Annotated in this window: 17 protein-coding genes; 9 read left to right on the top strand and 8 right to left on the bottom strand. The window is 68.7% G+C overall.

Features of this window, described 5'->3' with window-relative positions:
• Positions 1–22 precede the first annotated feature (22 nt).
• The 3 genes from treZ to treY are packed head-to-tail and all read left to right on the top strand — an operon-like array spanning position 23 to position 6560.
• Positions 23–1810 carry a malto-oligosyltrehalose trehalohydrolase gene (treZ, locus tag HLG70_RS06755; protein WP_171662508.1) on the top strand — a complete coding sequence of 596 codons (1788 nt, stop codon included), beginning with the start codon at positions 23–25 and terminating at the stop codon, positions 1808–1810.
• Positions 1807–3927 (top strand): 4-alpha-glucanotransferase, encoded by a 2121-nt coding sequence (gene malQ, locus HLG70_RS06750; protein ID WP_171662510.1) that lies wholly within the window; start codon positions 1807–1809, stop codon positions 3925–3927. The genes treZ and malQ overlap by 4 nt, the downstream gene beginning before the upstream one ends.
• Positions 3924–6560 (top strand): malto-oligosyltrehalose synthase, encoded by a 2637-nt coding sequence (gene treY / locus HLG70_RS06745; RefSeq protein ID WP_171662512.1) that lies wholly within the window; start codon positions 3924–3926, stop codon positions 6558–6560. Before malQ ends, treY begins: the two co-directional genes overlap by 4 nt.
• A 118-nt stretch (positions 6561–6678) precedes the next feature.
• Here treY and HLG70_RS06740 read toward each other — a convergent pair whose 3' ends face one another.
• Both HLG70_RS06740 and HLG70_RS06735 read right to left on the bottom strand, forming a co-directional pair.
• Positions 6679–6858, bottom strand: a complete 180-nt coding sequence (locus HLG70_RS06740; RefSeq protein WP_171662514.1) for a hypothetical protein — start codon at positions 6856–6858, stop codon at positions 6679–6681.
• A 162-nt stretch (positions 6859–7020) separates the two neighbouring features.
• Positions 7021–7932 carry an EAL domain-containing protein gene (locus HLG70_RS06735; protein ID WP_171662515.1) on the bottom strand — a complete coding sequence of 304 codons (912 nt, stop codon included), beginning with the start codon at positions 7930–7932 and terminating at the stop codon, positions 7021–7023.
• Between the two features lie 298 nt (positions 7933–8230).
• On the opposite strand from HLG70_RS06735, the gene HLG70_RS06730 reads away from it, so the two are divergent.
• Together HLG70_RS06730 and HLG70_RS06725 are read left to right on the top strand one after the other, a co-directional pair.
• Complete coding sequence (locus HLG70_RS06730; protein ID WP_171662517.1) at positions 8231–10357, top strand: FUSC family protein; 2127 nt, start codon at positions 8231–8233, stop codon at positions 10355–10357.
• 116 nt (positions 10358–10473) lie between these two features.
• Entirely contained in the window at positions 10474–11310 is an 837-nt protein-coding gene (locus HLG70_RS06725; RefSeq protein ID WP_171662519.1) for a universal stress protein, read from the top strand.
• A 69-nt stretch (positions 11311–11379) separates the two neighbouring features.
• Here the strand turns inward: HLG70_RS06725 and HLG70_RS06720 are convergent, their stop codons facing one another.
• From HLG70_RS06720 to HLG70_RS06710, 3 genes are all read right to left on the bottom strand, one after another.
• Entirely contained in the window at positions 11380–12336 is a 957-nt protein-coding gene (locus HLG70_RS06720; RefSeq protein WP_171662521.1) for a 2-hydroxyacid dehydrogenase, read from the bottom strand.
• A 158-nt stretch (positions 12337–12494) separates the two neighbouring features.
• A complete protein-coding gene (locus HLG70_RS06715) occupies positions 12495–12647 on the bottom strand; it encodes a DUF3309 family protein (RefSeq protein WP_008165865.1) in 153 nt (50 codons plus the stop codon).
• Between the two features lie 51 nt (positions 12648–12698).
• A complete protein-coding gene (locus HLG70_RS06710) occupies positions 12699–12860 on the bottom strand; it encodes a hypothetical protein (RefSeq protein ID WP_171662524.1) in 162 nt (53 codons plus the stop codon).
• A 184-nt stretch (positions 12861–13044) separates the two neighbouring features.
• On the opposite strand from HLG70_RS06710, the gene HLG70_RS06705 reads away from it, so the two are divergent.
• Positions 13045–14109, top strand: coding sequence for a DNA topoisomerase IB (locus HLG70_RS06705; RefSeq protein ID WP_171662526.1), 1065 nt, complete (start codon positions 13045–13047; stop codon positions 14107–14109).
• Here HLG70_RS06705 and HLG70_RS06700 read toward each other — a convergent pair.
• Positions 14098–14349 carry a hypothetical protein gene (locus HLG70_RS06700; RefSeq protein ID WP_171662528.1) on the bottom strand — a complete coding sequence of 84 codons (252 nt, stop codon included), beginning with the start codon at positions 14347–14349 and terminating at the stop codon, positions 14098–14100. The two genes, HLG70_RS06705 and HLG70_RS06700, sit on opposite strands and share 12 nt — an antisense overlap.
• Before the next feature lie 151 nt (positions 14350–14500).
• On the opposite strand from HLG70_RS06700, the gene HLG70_RS06695 reads away from it, so the two are divergent.
• Both HLG70_RS06695 and HLG70_RS06690 read left to right on the top strand, forming a co-directional pair.
• Positions 14501–14830, top strand: coding sequence for a four-helix bundle copper-binding protein (locus tag HLG70_RS06695; RefSeq protein ID WP_171662530.1), 330 nt, complete (start codon positions 14501–14503; stop codon positions 14828–14830).
• 74 nt (positions 14831–14904) lie between these two features.
• The gene (locus HLG70_RS06690; protein ID WP_171662532.1) at positions 14905–15246 is read left to right on the top strand and encodes a DUF883 family protein; all 342 of its coding nucleotides are present in this window, start codon (positions 14905–14907) and stop codon (positions 15244–15246) included.
• 27 nt (positions 15247–15273) lie between these two features.
• Here HLG70_RS06690 and HLG70_RS06685 read toward each other — a convergent pair whose 3' ends face one another.
• Entirely contained in the window at positions 15274–15450 is a 177-nt protein-coding gene (locus HLG70_RS06685) for a CsbD family protein (protein WP_171662659.1), read from the bottom strand.
• 162 nt (positions 15451–15612) lie between these two features.
• Here HLG70_RS06685 and HLG70_RS06680 point away from each other — a divergent pair, with 162 nt between their 5' ends.
• Positions 15613–16500: an SDR family oxidoreductase gene (locus HLG70_RS06680; RefSeq protein ID WP_171662533.1), complete on the top strand. Its 888-nt coding sequence runs from the start codon at positions 15613–15615 to the stop codon at positions 16498–16500.
• A gap of 23 nt (positions 16501–16523) precedes the next feature.
• On the opposite strand, the gene HLG70_RS06675 is transcribed toward HLG70_RS06680, so the two are convergent.
• The gene (locus HLG70_RS06675) at positions 16524–17147 is read right to left on the bottom strand and encodes a DUF4142 domain-containing protein (protein WP_234102961.1); all 624 of its coding nucleotides are present in this window, start codon (positions 17145–17147) and stop codon (positions 16524–16526) included.
• Positions 17148–17223 lie beyond the last annotated feature (76 nt).

The following is a 17223-nucleotide window of genomic DNA, read 5'->3' as shown; positions in this document are numbered from 1 at the left end:
TCACACTAAAAGGAGCCTCGCCATGACGCCGGCCTTTTCGTTTGGCGCGATACCGCTGGATAGCGGCGTGACGCGATTCCGGCTTTGGGCGCCCGACGCGCCGGAAGGCCTGGCGCTGGAGGTGGAAGGCCATCCTCCCATCGCCCTGCGCCCGGATGCCGACGGCTACGCGCAAGCCGACGTGGATTGCCCGCCCGGCGCCCGCTACCACTACCGGCTTGACGCGGACACCACCATCCCCGACCCGGCCTCGCGCCTGCAGGCGGGAGACGTACACGACGACAGCCTCGTCGTCGCGCCCGGCGCCTACGACTGGCGTCATCCGCAATGGACCGGCCGGCCGTGGGAAGAAACCGTGCTGTACGAAGTGCATGCGGGCCTGGCGGGCGGCTATGCGGGGCTGCTTGCCCGCCTGCCGGACCTGGCGGCGATGGGCATCACCATGCTGGAGCTCATGCCCATCGCCGACTTTCCCGGCGGGCGCAACTGGGGCTATGACGGCGTGCTGCCCTATGCGCCGGACACGGCCTACGGCACGCCCGAGGAACTCAAGCGCCTGATCGACGGCGCGCATGGACTGGGCATGGGCGTGATGCTGGACGTGGTCTACAACCATTTCGGACCCGACGGCAATTATCTGCCCCGCTATGCCGCGCCATTCTTCAGGGCCGATATCCATACCCCGTGGGGCGACGCGATCGACTTCCGCGCGCCCGCCGTCAGCGCATTCTTCAAGGAGAACGCGCTCTACTGGCTGACCGAGTACCGCTTCGACGGGCTGCGCCTGGACGCCGTGCACGCGATCGCCGGGCACGAATGGCTGCATGAACTGGCGCAGTATGTGCGGCAAGGCGTCCCGCCCGAGCGCAACATACACCTGGTGGTCGAAAACGACGACAACCGCGCCACCCTGCTGCAGGGCGATTTCGATGCGCAATGGAATGACGATGCGCACCATGTGCTGCACCACCTGCTCACGGGCGAGACCCGGGGTTATTACGCGGACTATTGCGACGAACCCGCCCAGGCGCTGGCGCGCTGCCTGGCGGAAGGCTGGCTGTACCAGGGCCAGCCTTCGCGCTACCGCGGCGGACAGCCGCGCGGCGAACCCAGCGCGGCCTTGCCGCCCACCGCCTTCGTGCTGTTCCTGCAAAACCACGACCAGACCGGCAACCGCGCTCGCGGCGAGCGGCTGATCAACCTGGTGGACAATCCGCAGCGGCTGCGCGCGGCGGTGGCGCTGCAATTGCTGGCGCCGCAGATTCCCTTGATCTTCATGGGCGAGGAATGCGGCGCCCGCGCGCCTTTTCTGTACTTCACCAGCCACACGGACCCCGCGCTTGCGCAAGCCGTGCGGGAAGGCAGACAGCGGGAGTTCTCGGCCTTTCCCGAATTCGCGGGCGATACCCCGGCGGCCCGGCTGGCCGATCCCAACGACCCTGCAAGCTATCACACCAGCAATCCCTGGGCGGGCGCCGAGGACGCCGGAACATGGCTGCGGGACTACGCCGCCTTGCTGCAGCTGCGGGCGCGGCTGATCTCGCCCCGGCTCGCGGGCGCGGCCAGCCTGGGCGCCTCCGTCATCGGCGAGCGCGGCGTGTTCGCCCGCTGGGAGCTTGCCGACGGCGCGCGGCTCAGCGTCTACACAAACCTTGGCTCCTCGCATCAAGCCGTGCCCGAACCGCTGATGCCCGGGCCGGACGTGTATGCCACCTTGCTCTTCGAATCGCTGGCGGGCGGACGGGACGCGCTGGCCCGAGGCGAGCTATGCCCGGACTGCACGGTCTGGCTGCTTGAGGAAGCCTCATGACGCCGGCCGATACCCAAGACAGCGATCTGTCCGCCCTGGCCGCCGAGGCGGGCATCGCGGAGCACTGGACGGACGCCCGCCAGCGTCCGCGGCGCCTGTCGCCCGACACCTTGAAGGCGCTGCTGGCAGCGCTGGCCTTGCCGGCCGAGAGCAGGCAGGACATCCGCGACAGCCGCCAGCGGCTTGCGGCGCAAGCGGCCGATGCGCTGCCGCCCCTGCTCGTGACCCGCTGCAATGAGCCCGCGCAATTGCCCGGCGCCGCGCACGGACCTTACCGGATCGTCTGCGAATCCGGGCGCGTCATCGATGGCGACATCCGCAGCGACGCCGGCGGCCAGCCATTTCTGATCGCGCCGGATGAACCCGGCTACCACCGCTTGTCGTTGGAGTCGGGCGACGCCACCCTGGCCGTCGCGCCCCGGCAGGCGCCCGGCCTGGCCGATCTGACCGGCGCCGCCGACCCGCGCTGCTGGGGAGTCAGCGCGCAGGTCTATAGCCTGAGGCAGGACGCCTGCGCCGCGCTGCCGCGCACACACGGCTTCGGGGACTTCGGCGCGCTGCGCGAACTCGCGGTCGCGGCCGCGGAGCAAGGCGCGGATGTGCTGGCCATCAGTCCCGTCCACGCCATGTTCTCCGCGCAGCCCGAGCGCTGCAGCCCCTACTCGCCCTCCAGCCGCCTGTTCCTCAATGTCCTGTATGCCGCCCCGGCCGCGGTCCTGGGGCAGGAGGCGCTGGCGCGTGCGCTGGCCGGTGTCGCGCCCGCCGAACTGGGCGCGCTGGACGGCCTGGATCTGATCGACTGGCCGGGCGCCGCCGCGCAACGGCTGCATCTGCTGCGCGCCCTGCATCAGCAGTTCGCCAGCGGCGCACCGGCCGCGCTGCGCCAGCGCTATGCGCGATTCTGCGCGGCACGCGGCCAGGCGCTGCGCGACCACGCCCTGTTCGAGTCGCTGCATGCGGCGCGGCGCAAGCAGGACGGCGCGGTGCAGCCCTGGGCGCAATGGCCTGCCGGGCTGCGCGATCCGGCGTCGGCCGAGGTCAGGCGCTATGCGCAAGACCATCCCCTGGAGGTCGACTTCCATCAGTTCGCGCAGTGGCTGGCCTCGGAAAACCTGGCGGCGGCGCATGCGGCCGGACGCGCGGCCGGCATGCGGGTGGGGCTGCTTGCCGACCTGGCCGTGGGCGACAGCCCCGACGGCAGCCACGCCTGGAGCCGGCAGGCCGACCTGATGCCGCGCATATCGATTGGCGCGCCGCCGGACATCTATAACCCCTTGGGCCAGAACTGGGGGCTCACCGCCTTTTCCCCGCGCGCGCTGCACGCCAACGGCTATGCGGCCTTCATCGATATGCTGCGCGCCAGCCTCGCGCACACTGGCGGTTTGCGCATCGACCACATCCTGGGCATGGCGCGGCTGTGGCTGGTGCCCGACGGCGCGTCGCCCGGCGAAGGCGCCTACCTGCGCTATCCGCTGGAGACCCTGCTGGCGCTGACAGCGCTGGAGGCCTGGCGGCACCGGGCCTGCGCCATCGGCGAAAACCTGGGCACCGTGCCCGAGGGCTTCGACCAGCGCCTGAAAGACAACGGGTTGCTGGGCATGAACGTGCTCTGGTTCATGCGGCAGGCGCCGGACGCCCGGCCCGGGCCGGATGCGCCGGCCGGCTTCACCAACCCCGCCGAATGGCCGGCCGAGGCCGTCGCCATGACGACCACGCACGACCTGCCCACCTTGCGCGGCTGGTGGGCGGAGCGCGATATCGACTGGCGGGTGAGGCTGAACCTGCTGGGCGTCGACGAAGACGAGAACTCGCTGCGGCAAGGCCGCGCCATCGACCGCGGCCTGCTCACCCAGGCGCTGGATGACGCCTCTGAGACGCCAAGCAAGGAAGCGCCGCTGCCGGCGCTGCTGCGTTTCGTGTCGTCCTGCCTTTGCCCTTTGCTGCTCGTGCCCATGGAGGACGTGGCGGGCGTGCTGGACCAGCCCAACCTGCCCGGCACCATCGATACGCATCCGAACTGGCGCCAGCGCCTGCCGCTGAGCATACGCGCCACCTTTGCCGACCCCGCCGCCCAAGAACGCCTGGATGCGGCGCGCACCGGAAGGAGGCGGCCGTGAGCGCGCCGCGCGCCACCGCCCGGCTGCAGCTGCACGCGGGCTTCACCCTGGACGACGCATGCGCCCAGGTGGACTACTACGCGAACCTGGGCGTGAGCCATCTGTACCTGTCGCCCATCACCCGCGCGCGGGCCGGCTCCACGCATGGCTATGACGTGATCGACCACGCCGTCGTCAATCCGGAACTGGGTGGCGAACCCGCCCTGCTCAGGCTGGCGCACGCAGGACGCGCGCGCGGGCTCGGACTGATCGCCGACATCGTGCCCAACCACATGGCGGCGCACCCGTCCAATGCATGGTGGCGCGACGTGCTGGCCCACGGCCCGGCCAGCGCCTGGTCACGATACTTCGACATCGACTGGGAATCGCCCACGCCGGCGCTGCGGGGCAAAGTGCTGTTGCCGGTGCTGCCCGAACCTTACGGAGTGTCGCTGGAACGCGGCGTCGTCAGACTGCACTGGGACGCCGACGGCAGCGTGGCCGAACTGGACGTATCTGGCCAGCGATACCCGGTTGCCGCCGCGTCGCTGCCGCGCGGCGCCGAACCGCAGGCCTGGCTGCGCGAGCATGACCCCGCGCAGCCCGCCGGGCGGCGGCGCCTGCATGAACTCCTGGAACGCCAGCACTACCGCCTGGCGTGGTGGCGCACGGCGCCCGACCAGATCAACTGGCGGCGATTCTTCGAGATCAGCGAGCTGGTGGGAGTCCGTGTCGAGGAGGAGGCGGTGTTCGACGCCGTCCATGCACTGGTCCTGCGCCTGTACGCGCAAGGCGTCCTGGACGGACTGCGAGTGGATCACATCGACGGGCTGGCGTCCCCGGGGGCCTATCTGCGGAGCCTGTCGCGCAGCCTTGCCGACGCCGGCGCCAACCGCCTAGCGCCCTTGCAGCAGGCGCGCCCCTATCTGGTGGTCGAGAAGATCCTGGCCCAGGACGAAGCGCTGGATCCGCGCTGGCAGACCGACGGCACTACCGGCTACGACTTCATGGACCAGGCCGGCGCCTTGCTGCATGCGCCCCAAGCGGAAACGACGCTGCGGACATTCTGGGAAGCGCTGACCGACGACCCGCGCCCGCCCCGGGAACAGCTGCGCGCCGCGCGCATGCGGATGCTGGACCGGCATTTCCCGGCGGAACGGCAGGCGCTGGTGCGCAGCCTTGAACACCTTGCCGTACAGGACGAACGCACGCGCGACTGGAGCGCAAACGCGATAGACCGGGTCCTGACGGCCTGGCTGGCCGCGTTTCCCGTCTATCGCACCTATGCCGAAGACCAGGGCAGCAACGCCGCCGACGTGCATTGGCGCGCCATCGCCACCGCCGGCGCCGCGGCCTCGCTGGACGCGCGCGAGGGTTCCGCGGATGCGATGCTGCTTGCCCAGATCGACCTATGGCTCGATGGCGCGTCTTCCAGCGTCGACGTCCAGGCGGCGCTGCGCCGGTTCCAGCAGTTGACGCCGCCGCTGGCCGCCAAGGCGCTGGAAGACACGCTGTTCTACCGCTATGGCCCGCTGCTGTCGCGCAATGAGGTCGGCGCGTCGCCCGACGGCTTCTCCTTGTCGGCAGACGACTTCCACGCCTTGTGCGCAAGCCGGGCGCGCACGCATCCGCGCGCCATGCTGGCCACGGCCACGCACGATCACAAACGCGGCGAGGACATCCGGGCGCGGCTTGCCGCGCTGACCGAAATGCCGGAGCGCTGGCTGCAGGCCGCCAGCGGCTGGATCGACGCGCTGCCGCCAGGTCCGACCCGCGCGGATCGCTACATGCTGATCCAGACCCTGGTCGGCGCCTGGCCGCCCGAGTGGGACGTGGACCAGGTCGAGCGTGAGCCGGACGCCCTGCGGGAATGGATCGGACGCATCGGGCAATGGCAGTTGAAGGCCTTGCGCGAGGCGAAGCTGCATACCAGCTGGACGGATCCCGCCCCTGCCTATGAAACCGCCGCTCAAGAGACGCTGGCCTATCTGATTGACGACGCCCAAGGCCGCCAGTTGCTGGCTGGCATCGCCGCGTTCGCCCGGCGCCTGGCCCCAGCCGGCATGGTCAACAGCTACAGCCAGACGCTGCTGCGCAACACCCTGCCGGGCGTGCCCGATCTGTATCAGGGCACCGAGCTATGGGACTTCAGCCTGGTCGATCCGGACAACCGGCGGCCGGTCGACTACGGGTTGCGCGCATCCCTGCTCGGGGAGTCGTCCGGGGACCTGGACATGAACCTGTCGGCGGCGGCCTGGCGCAAGGGCCAGGTGAAGCAGGCCTTGATCCACCGGCTGCTGACGGCACGCCAGCGTCTGCCGGGACCTTTCGTCGAGGGCGATTGCGTCCGCGTCCATGCCGAAGGGCCGCAAGCGGCGCACGCGCTAGCCGTCCTGCGCCGCCACGAAGGCCAGCATGCGCTGATCATCGCCTCGCGGCTGTGCGCGCTGCCACTGGCCGGCTATGCCAGCGACGACTCGGCGGGCGCGCGAGCGTTCTGGGCGGACACCGTTCTGCGACTGCCCGGCGACGGTCCTCGCCCGTCCCTGCATGACGCATTGACGGGCCGGCGCCTGCGCACCGCCGCCGACGGCGTCCTGCCGCTGGCCGAGGTGTTGCGCGACGCTCCCGCCGCGCTCTGCCTGTCGGGATAGGCGCGGCGGCTCCGCACGAAAACGGCCCCGTCCGCGCCACGGAGGGAGCGCGGACAGGGCCATCGAGGACTACGCAACGGCGCGCGGACTGGCCACGCAACCGGCGCAGGCAGCGCCTTTAGCGCTGCGTCTTGTTTTCCTGGCCAGGAGTCTGGCCCGGCTGATTGCGGTCCTTCTCCATTTGCTGGCCAGATTGACCGGGTTGCTGGCCCGGCGACTGGTTACGGTCCTTGGGGTTTTCCTGGGCCTGTTGCTTTTGAGGCTGCTTTTGCTGGTCGGGTTGGTTCTGATTGGCCATTACAAGTCTCCTAGTAGGCGGAAAGATTCCGCTGACCATACAGAGCAACTGGCGTGCCCAGGAAGACGTGTTCGCGCGCCAGCCCGACGGTTTCAGGGGGTCGGACCCGGTAGCGGCAAATCCCGCGCGGTCGGTAAAAACTGCGCTTCGCGCCCGGCCGCGCTACAGCGTCGCCGCATGCCGGCGGGAATGCCCGGCCTCCGCCTCTTGCGTGCCGCCATCAAAGGCGTCGAGCCACGATGAAGCGTAGCTGGCGGGCGCCGCCAAGGGCTCCCCGCCGTCGCGCTGCGTGCGAAGGCGGACCATCAGTTCATCCAGCGGCATGGGGCGGCCCAGCGAGAAGCCCTGCCCATAGCGGCAGCCCGCCGCGCGCAAGGCCGGTATGTCCGCCACGTTCTCGACCCCTTCCGCCACCACGCGCCAGCCCAGGCGCGTCGCCAGTTCGGCCGCGGTGCGCAGGACTTCGAAGGCCACCGCGCTGCGCCGCATGCGCGTCACGAAATACTGGTCGATCTTTACTTCGGACAGGGGAATCGCGGACAGCAGCTTCAGGGAAGCATGGCCGGTGCCAAAATCATCCAGGCTGACCTCGCAGCCGGCCTCTTCCAGCCGCAACAGCGACGCCCGCAACACATCCAGATCACGGATCGGTTGGTCTTCGGTCAGTTCCACGCGCACCAGCGATGCCGGCAACTCCGCGTCGTGGATGCGATCCAGCAGGAATTGCACCGAGCGGTCGTCGGAAAGCGTGGTGGCCGGCGCATTGATCGCCAGGGGCACGGCGACGCCGGCCCGGCGCAAGGTCAGGAGCGCGTCGATGACCCGCACGCAGACGCGTTCAAAAAGGGTCTTGTCCAGTCCGAGACGGTTGACGGCCGGAATGAACTCCGCCGGCATGACCAGCCCCAGGCGAGGATGCTGCCATCGCGCCAGGGCTTCGGCGGAGACGATCCTGCCCGTTAGAAGGTCCACCTGCGGCTGCAGCATCACGCGCAAGCCATCTTTTCCCATGATCATGGCCGCGATCTCCGCATCGCTCACCACGGGACCGGGCTCCTCTGTGTTCGGCGTCATGTCTATGCTCCTGGGGCGCCTCCGGGTACGGCCTGCGCTGTCCGGGCGCAGAAGAGGCACTGTGGACATGAGTGTTCGAAGCCACTGCTCTTTTAATGCAATTGATCGGGTTTGATGCACGCATTCTGCGCCCATGGCGCAGTAAAGTCACACATATGTAACCAACCGTATTCAGGTGCGCGGATTCATGTGCCGCGCACCCCGTGGATGCTGGTCCGCCTGCCCGGAAAATCGCCTTGTCGACATGGTAGGGTTTGCGTCTTTCGCCCATCCGGGCGCCACTGTTCCCCCTTCCCGCGTGACGAATCTGCTTTCCCGTTGGCGCGCATCCCTGCGCAATGTGCTGTGGCTGGACGCCCTGCAAGCCGCCGCCATCAGCGCGGCTCCCGTGATCCTGGCCGTGCTGGCGCACGAACCCCGCCTGGGGTGGACCGCCATAGCCGCATTCTGGGCCTGCTTCGGCGACCCGGGCGGCCCCTTGCGCCAGCGCGCGGGTTCCATGCTCGCGCTGGGCCTGATCGGCGCCCTGTTCTGCTTTCTGGCCAGCGCCAGCGCCGCCCACCTGTGGCTGCTCCTGCCGCTGACCTTCGTCTGCTGCACCTTCGGCGGCCTGCTGCGGGTGCTGGGCCCCGCCGCCGCCATTGTCGGCACCTTGCTGTCGGCCGGCTTTGTCGTGGCCGCCGAACTGCCGGCCCCCACCCTGGCGGAAAGCCTGTCCTACACGCTGTTCTTCCTGGCGGGCGCGGTGTGGGCGATCCTCATGACGGCGCTGGTCTGGCGCCGCCGTCCCTGGAAGGACGCCACCCATGCCGTCGCGCACTGCTATCGCGGCCTGGCGGACTTCGCCGATGCGCTGGCGCGCATGTATTCCGGCCTGACGCCTGCCGGCGGGCCACAGGCCTGGAGCGCCGTCACCCGGCCCCAGCGCAGCGCCCAGCGCGCCGCGCTGGAAGCGGCCCGCGGACGGATCCGGGAAGTGCAGGACGCGCGCCCGTCGCGACGGGCACGCGCCCATCAGCTGCTGTACCTGCTGGACAGCGCCGAAGACAGTTTCATCGCGCTGGTGGCCGCCGCCGACCTGCTGGAATCGAACGCGCCCCGCTGGCTGGGCCGCAGCGCCGGCGCGCACCTTTCACACGCAATGCACCGCTACGCCAGCGTATGCAACGCCATCGCCAGCACCTCCGACGTCAGCGACCCGAAGCAGGCGCAATGCCTGCGCGAGCGGCTGGCGCACTACAGCGCCGGGCTGCATGACCTGCGCGGCGGCGCCATGGCCTATGCGCCGGACCTGGCCACTGTGGTGCCGGTGCTGGACCGCCTGCTGCATACCGCCCAGGCGGTCATGCAGTCCCTGTTCGACGAGGGCTCTGCCCCCGCCGCGCCTGCGCAGAGCATCCCTGGCGCGAGCCGCGCGCGGCAGGCCTGGCGCACCCTGCGCCAGAACCTGCGCTTCGAGTCCGACGCGTTCCGCCATGCCCTGCGCGTGGGCGTGGGCGCGACCATCGCCGTCGCGCTCTCCAAGACCTTTGCCGTCAATCACGGCTACTGGATGTCGTTGACGCTCGTCTTCATCCTGCAGCCGTATTTCGCGACGACCTGGCAGCGCACCGTGGAGCGCGTGATCGGCAGCGTGGCGGGCGCCATCGGCGCTTCCTTGCTGGGGCTGCTGCTGAGCACCCCCTTGTCCGTGGCCCTGGCGGTGCTGCCCATCGCGCTGGGCACCTTCGCCGCCCGCACGATCCACTACGCGCTGTTCACCTTTTTCCTGACGTCGCAATTCGTGCTGGTCAGCCATATCCAGCAGCCCGAGATCTACGAGCCCATGCTGGCCGCGCTGCGCGCCTTCAACAGCGTGCTTGGCGGCATCCTAGCCCTGCTGGTGGGCTTTCTGGTCTGGCCCGAAAAGGAGCCCCGGCAACTGGCAGGCGCCCTCACCCGTGCGCTGGAGCGTCACGCCGATTACGCGCGGGCGCTGATCCAGGAGAAAAGCGGCGGCACCCAAGCCCGGCAGGACATCGTGGGCCTGCGCCGCCTGGCCTGCCTGTCGGCGGACAATGCCGAGGCCTCCTTGCAGCGGCTGCAGCAGAACCCGGTGCATCGCGACCGCAACGTAGACACGGCGGTGAACCTGCTCAACGCCATGCGCCGCATCACGGCCGCGGGCACGGTGCTGGAGATCCAGGCGCCCCTGCCCGCGGGGTCGCCGGCCGCGCCCGCGCTGCGCGAGTACGGATCGGTCCTGGCGCACGCGCTGAATCCGCAAGATCCCGAACCCGTCCAGGGCGCGCGCGGACTCGGCGTGCCCGCGGCCATCGGCGCGGCCGATCCGGCGCTGGCCGCGCCACTGGACCGCATCGCGCAACAAGCGCGCCACATCAAGCAGCTGCGCGAGCGGGTGCAACGGGAACAACCGCCGCAATAGCCGCCCGGCTTGCGCGATGTCCAGGAAACTGGGGCCGGCTTGATGCGCATCAATGGCCCGACTTACGTAAAGCGCAACCATATAGGCATAGATCGCTTTTACCTAAGGGAGCCGCCATGTATCGCCGCATTTCCGTACACCTGGACCATGGGTTCGATTGCAAGCGCCGCACCGAACTCGCGCTGGGGCTGGCCAAGCGCCACAAGGCCGAACTGGTCGGCATCTACGCCAGTTCCGCCCCGCCGCAGTACTACTACGGCGAATCGGTGATGATGTCCCGTACGCTCAACGTCATGAAGGAATTGCAGGCGCAGAATCGCGGCGCGGTGCAGAGCGCCTTCCTGGAAGCGGCAGCCGCCGCCGATGTGCCGGCCATCGTCCGCGCCGGCGAATCCTCGCCCAGCGCCAGCCTCGCCCTGTATGGCCGTGCCAGCGACATGATCATCGTCAGCCAGCAGAACCGCGACGACGTCGAAGCCGCGCATGAAAACGAGTTCGTCGAGCAGACCCTGCTGTCCGCCGGCCGCCCCGTCATGGTGCTGCCGTCCAGCGGACACTTCCCGGTCGTGGGCGACCGCGTCATGCTTTGCTGGGACGGCAGCCGCGAAGCCGCCCGCGCGCTGGCCGATGCCACGCCGCTATTGCGCGGCGCCTCGCATCTGGTCGTGCTGACCATGGACGAAGGCGCAGCGACCCGCAACGTCGAAGCGATTCCTTTTGAAGACCTGGTCACCTATTGCGTCGCGCACGGCATGCCGGCGCCGGACCACGTGCGCCGCGACATCAAGGGCGTCGGCGTGGGCAGCACCATCCTCAACGCCGCCGCGGACCACAGCGTCGACCTCATCGTCATGGGCGCCTACGGCCACAGCAAGTTCCGCGAATGGGCCATGGGCGGCGCAACCGCGTCCATCCTGAAGAGCATGACGGTGCCGATCATGTTCTCGCACTGACGCCGCGGCGCCGGGCCCCCGGCCCGGCGCATGGCCCCCGCCCGCCTGAAGGGCGGAGTCCACGCGGCCTCAGGCCGCCTGGGCCTGCGCGTCCCGCACCGGCGTCAGCGCCGGCCTGCCGGAGAAATGCGCCGTGGCGTTTTCCAGGAACAGCGCGACCGTGGCCGCCACGGCTTCGGGCGAACGGCCCGCGCTGTGCGGAGTCAGCACCACATTGTCCAGCTGCTTGAGCGCGTCCGGTATGTGCGGTTCGCCATCGACCACGTCCAGCCCGGCGCCCGCAATGCGACGCTCAGCCAGTGCGGCGATCAGGGCCTGTGTGTCGACCACGCTGCCGCGGGCGATATTCACCAGATAGCCGTCAGGCCCCAGCGCATCCAGCACGCTGGCGTCCACCAGATGGCGCGTGGCGGCGCCGCCGGGCGTGGCCACCACCAGGAAATCCGAGGCGGCGGCCAGTGCGCGGGGGGTATCGAAATAGGCGTAGCCCGATTCGGGACGAGCGCGCCGGTTGTAATAACCGACGCTCATGCCAAAGCCGTTCGCGCCGCGCCTGGCGATCTCCATGCCTATCGTGCCCAGGCCCAGTATGCCCAGGCGCTTGCCGCTGACCTGCGGTCCCATGAAGCCGCTCCAATGGCCCTGCCGCACCCACGCGTCGGCCTGAGGCAGATGCCGCGCCGCGCCCAGCAGCAATGCCATGGCGTGATCCGCGACCGAGACGGCGTTGGCGCCCGGGCCGTTGGTCACCACGATGCCGCGCGCGGCGGCTGCGGCCAGGTCGATGTTCTCGTACCCCACGCCCAGCGAGCAGACCATCTCCAGCCTGGGCAGCGCGGCCATTTCATCGGCGCGAAAGCCGGTGGCGCCGCGCGTGAGCACGACGCGGATCTCATTGGCGTGGTCCCGGATGGCTAGCGCCCGGGCTTCGGCGGTGGGGGCAAAGATTGCGCGAAAGCCGCGGTCTTGGATGACGGCCAGATAGTCCTGAACACTGTCGATCAGGATCAGTAAAGGAATGCTCATGTCGGGGCTGCGGGTTTTTTTAGGAGTGGCTATGGAAAAAAGCCCGCAAATCTTACGCCTGACCGCTGGCGCGCACCACCGCCGCGGCCATCGTCCGACCACTGCGCAAACAGCAGGACGCCCGAATGCCGCCAGGCATTCAGGCGTCCGTCAGACCGCTATAGGCGTCCCATCAGCAGCAGCACGATAAGCACGATCACGACTATGCCCAGCAGGCCGCTCGGATAGTAGCCCCAGCCCTTGCTGTGCGGCCATGCCGGCACGGCGCCGATAAGCAGCAGGATGAGAATGATCAGCAGGATGGTTGACATGGTGACTCCTCGTCTTTCTTGATTCGAATTGTTGTTCGGCGGCAAACACCATCAGTGTTCAGGTGGGACGATCTCCTTCACCGGCGGCGACAGCGGCGGAAGATCCACGTCCGGCTCATCCGTATCCGGATCCACCGGCAGGTCTCCGGGCGGCGAGCCGGGCGGGATCGGATCCGGCTTGGGCGGTACGTGTAATTGCAGGACGGTTTGCATTGCACTCTCCTCTATAGACCTTCGCTTGGGCGGCACCCGCCGGCCCGCAACGATCAGTTCGACGACCTTGTTGCTGGTCCTCAGGTCAGCAAGTGGCGTGCCCGGCCTCCGCGCCGTGGCCGAGAAAAGCGCCGGGCACGCCGCATGCTGCCCTCGCCGGCGTCGTACCGCCCACGGAGACCGCATGGACACCCGAACGCGCAGAGAACCCGCAGCGCCTGCGACCGGGGACGCCCCGCTGGTCTATGTGGACGACACGCAATCGGGATACCGCCGCGTACGTGTCAACGGCCACACCTTTCATTACCTGGACGCGCAAGGAAAACGGATCTCCGATGAAACGGAAATCCAGCGCATCAATGCGCTGGCGATTCCTCCCGCCTATGAAAGCGTATGGATCTGTCCGTCGCCGCTGGGCCACCTGCAGGCCACCGGCCGCGATGCACGCGGCCGCAAGCAGTACCGCTACCACGCCGCATGGACGGCGGTGCGCGACGCCGACAAATACCAGAACCTGCTGTCTTTCGGACTGGCGCTGCCCCGCATCCGGCGACAGGTGGCGCGGGACATGAAAACGCCCGGCCTGACGCAGGATAAGGTGATCGCCGTACTGGTGCGCCTGCTGGAGATCACGCTGATCCGCATCGGCGCGCGCGAGTACGCCCGCGCCAACAAATCCTATGGCTTGACCACGCTCAAGCGGCGTCACACCACGGTGGCCGGCAGCCGCTTCCGTTTCCAGTTCCAGGGCAAGAGCGGCGTGCCCCACGACGTGACCGTCACGGACCGGCGAGTCGCTCGCGTCATCCGGCGTTGCCTGGACATTCCGGGCCAGCAGCTCTTCCAGTACCTCGACGAAGACGGAGGCAAGCACCCGGTGGATTCGGGCGGCGTGAACGCCTACCTGCGCGCGGCGGGCGGCGGAGACTTCACCGCCAAGCATTACCGGACCTGGGCGGGTTCCGTGCTGGCATACGCCGCCCTGCAATCGCGTCCGCCCGAGGATGAACGAAAAGCCAGGCAGGACGCGGCGGATGTGATCAAGCAGGTGGCCCGGCGGCTGGCGAACACGCCAGCCGTGTGCCGGGCCTGCTATGTGCATCCCGCCATTCTCGACGCCTATCTGGCGGGTACGCTGCCGCCGCGGGCGGCGGCGCCCGATGGGCCGCGAGGCCTGAACGCGGACGAACGGCGCCTGCTGGCGTTTCTGCGGAGCCAGGCCGCGCCCGCGGCGCGATCAGAGAATTGATGAACGCGCGTTCTTCGCGCGCGGCTGTGGCGCGGAGCCATCGGCCCAGTTCGATTCGGTCCTGCTGTCGACCACGGCGCGCTTGTCGCGCCGCGCTTCATCCGGCGTGCTGGCATCGGGTTTATCCGGTTGCCTGGGCACATCGACGGGACCGCGCGGCGGCAGTATCTTAGCGTTGTCCGGCGATTGCTTGCCGGCACGCCCGGACACGGCGGATTTGGGTGCGGATGACGATTTCATTGGTATCTCCTGCCAAGGTTCCATCCCCTCCATCCTAAGGCCGCGGGCCCGACGGAAAAACCGTCAAGACCTTCAAATTGCAAGCGGATGTGCCTGCGGCCGCCTTGGGCGCGCGTTGCCTGGCGGCATAGGCTACTCACAAGGAGATGCAATGCGAGACCCAAACTTCGAGCAATGTGTGCAAGCCTGCTACGAATGCGCCGTCGCATGCGACCAATGCGCCGCCGCCTGCCTGGAGGAAAATGCCTCGCGCATGAAGCGCTGCATCAGCCTGTGCACCGATTGCGCCGCTGTCTGCCGCTTGTGTGCCGCGATGCTCGCTCGCGATGGTGAGTTCTCCACCGCTTTATGTACTTTGTGCGCTCTGGTCTGCGACGCGTGCGCGCGCCTATGCTCTACGCACGAAGCCGAGCACTGCCAGATCTGCGCGGGCGCCTGCCTGGGCTGCACGCTGGCTTGCCGGGACATGGTCGAGGCGTGACGCCCCGGCCCGCCGCGCGGCCGCCCGGGCCGTTCGCGCTGGCGCTCTTTCCGCCCGATAGTCAGGAGCTTTCGATGGCCACGACGAATACCCCTATGCCTTCCGACTTTCCCGAGAACGGCCCCGACAATCGTGGCGCCTACAGGCGCTCGCGTCACCCCGAGAGCTGGATCGACGAACTGGAAGCGACGTTGAGCGATACCGCGGCAACGGACCTCGATGCCTTGAAGGCGCGCTTGTCCGACCAGCTGCAAGCCACCCGCAGGAGCCTGCGCGACGCCTCCGACAACGCCGGTGACCTGATGCGCGAGACGATAGACTGCACCGAGGAATACATCCATGCCCGCCCATGGCAGGCGGTCGGCCTGGTGGCCGGCGCGGCTTTTCTGCTGGGCGTCATTGTCGGACGCCAGTAGCCGCGCCGGGGCGGCAATCGCCGGGCATCAGCCCGGCTTTTGCGCCTTTTCCTTCGCGTCGCCGTAAGCCGCCTGAGTCTTGCCGGCCACCTTCTGCGCCGTCCCCTTCACTTCTGTGGATGCGCTGCCGGTCACCTTGCCGGCCACTTCCTTCACCTTGCCCGCGGCTTCGTTGACCCTGCCCTTCACTTGGTCCTTGTTCATGGCTGTCTCTCTTCGATTGGGTTGATGGATCGCACGCGCCGCAAAGGCGTCGGCGCGCTTTCCGCAGCAAATGCCGTGCCCGCCTGGCGCGGCGGATGCCGGGAACGGCATTTGCTTGATCCTGGAGCCAGGCGCACCCGCGCCGCCTGCCAGGAGAACCCTATGAGCGACCCCAAGAACGCCCAGACGGGCGACCGTCCCCATCCCACGCCGCCCATGCCAGGCCAGCACCTGGAAAAACCCGGCAACGAAGCCGACATGGTGCAAAAGCCCCAGTACCAGGCGCCTGGCTACCGCGGCAGCGGCAAGCTTCAAGACATGACCGCCATCGTCACCGGCGGGGATTCCGGCATCGGCCGCGCCGTCAGCGTGCTGTTCGCGCGCGAAGGCGCCGACGTGGCCGTCGTCTATCTGAACGAACACGAAGACGCCAAGGAAACCAGCCGCGCAGTCCAGGCCGAGGGCCGGCAATGCCTGCTGATTCCGGGCGACGTGCAGGACCCCGCCTTCTGCAAGGAAGCCGTGGCGCAAGCCGTCAAGCACTTCGGCAAGCTCGACATCCTGGTCAACAACGCCGCCTACCAGCAGCATACGGACACGCTGGCCGGGATCAGCGACGAGAAATGGGACAAGACCCTGCGCACCAACATCAGCGCCTACTTCTACATGGCGCGCGCGGCGGTGGCGCACTTGAAGGCCGGCGCATCCATCATCAATACCGGTTCCGTGACGGGCTTGCGCGGCAGCGCCAAGCTGCTGGACTATTCCTCGACCAAGGGCGCCATCCATGCCTTCACGCGGTCGCTGGCGGCCAATCTGGTGGAGCAGGGAATCCGGGTCAATGCGGTGGCGCCCGGCCCGGTATGGACGCCGCTGAATCCCGCCGACCAGAGCGCCGAGGCCATCAAGGCCTTCGGCAAGCACACCGACCTGGGCCGCCCGGCCCAGCCCGAGGAAATCTCCCCCGCCTATGTGTTCCTGGCGTCGCCGGCATGCGCAAGCTACATCACGGGCATCGTGCTGCCCATCACAGGCAGCGCGGGCGACTGAGCGCTCATCTTGTGCCGCCCAGGCTACTTGGGCGGCACGACCGAGGGCGGCGCCTGGCGCGATGCCGGCGATACGGCGGGCGCCTCGCCCTTCACGGCAGGCTGGATCTTTTCGCCGGTGGCGGGTGAGGCCTCGCGCATGAGCGCCCGGCTCATTGCATAGTGGTCCGCCAGCATGGGCAAGGTGCGCTCGGCAAAGCCGCGGATCTGCGGGTCCTCGGATTCCTTGGCCGCGGTCCCGAACAGACGATTGGCGGTGGCGTGCGCATCGAGCGCCGCTTTCTCCACGTACAGCTGGTCGAATGCGGCGCCCGTCATGCCCTGCAACTGCTCCAGCGTGGCGCGGTCCGGCTCGTCCGGTCGCGCGGGAAGCGTCACCTGCTTGCTGGCCGCCAAGGCCTTCAGTTCCGCGTTGACGGCCCGGTGCTGCTCCAGCATCTTCGCGGCGTAAGCCTTGACCTGCGCGTCGCCGGCACGTTTCTTGGCGAGCTCGGCGGCCTGCACCTCGAAGATGCCGCCACCCGCCGCGGCCTGCAGGAAACGGGCGTCGGACTCGGCCAGGTCCGCCGCACAGACCGCGGTCGGCGCGACCAGCAGCATCGTCATCGCGGCCAGCGCCGCCAGCATGGATTTCCGTGTCTTCTTCATTGTTTGTCTCCTTGCGCGGCAGCGGCAGCAACTTGCGTACCCGGCCCGATCCGGCACGGCACTTGCTGCGAAACCG

The organism is Achromobacter deleyi, assembly GCF_013116765.2.
GTDB lineage: Bacteria > Pseudomonadota > Gammaproteobacteria > Burkholderiales > Burkholderiaceae_B > Achromobacter > Achromobacter deleyi_A.
Note: the sequence above shows the minus strand (reverse complement) of the source record. Positions and strands in the feature narration are given on the sequence as shown.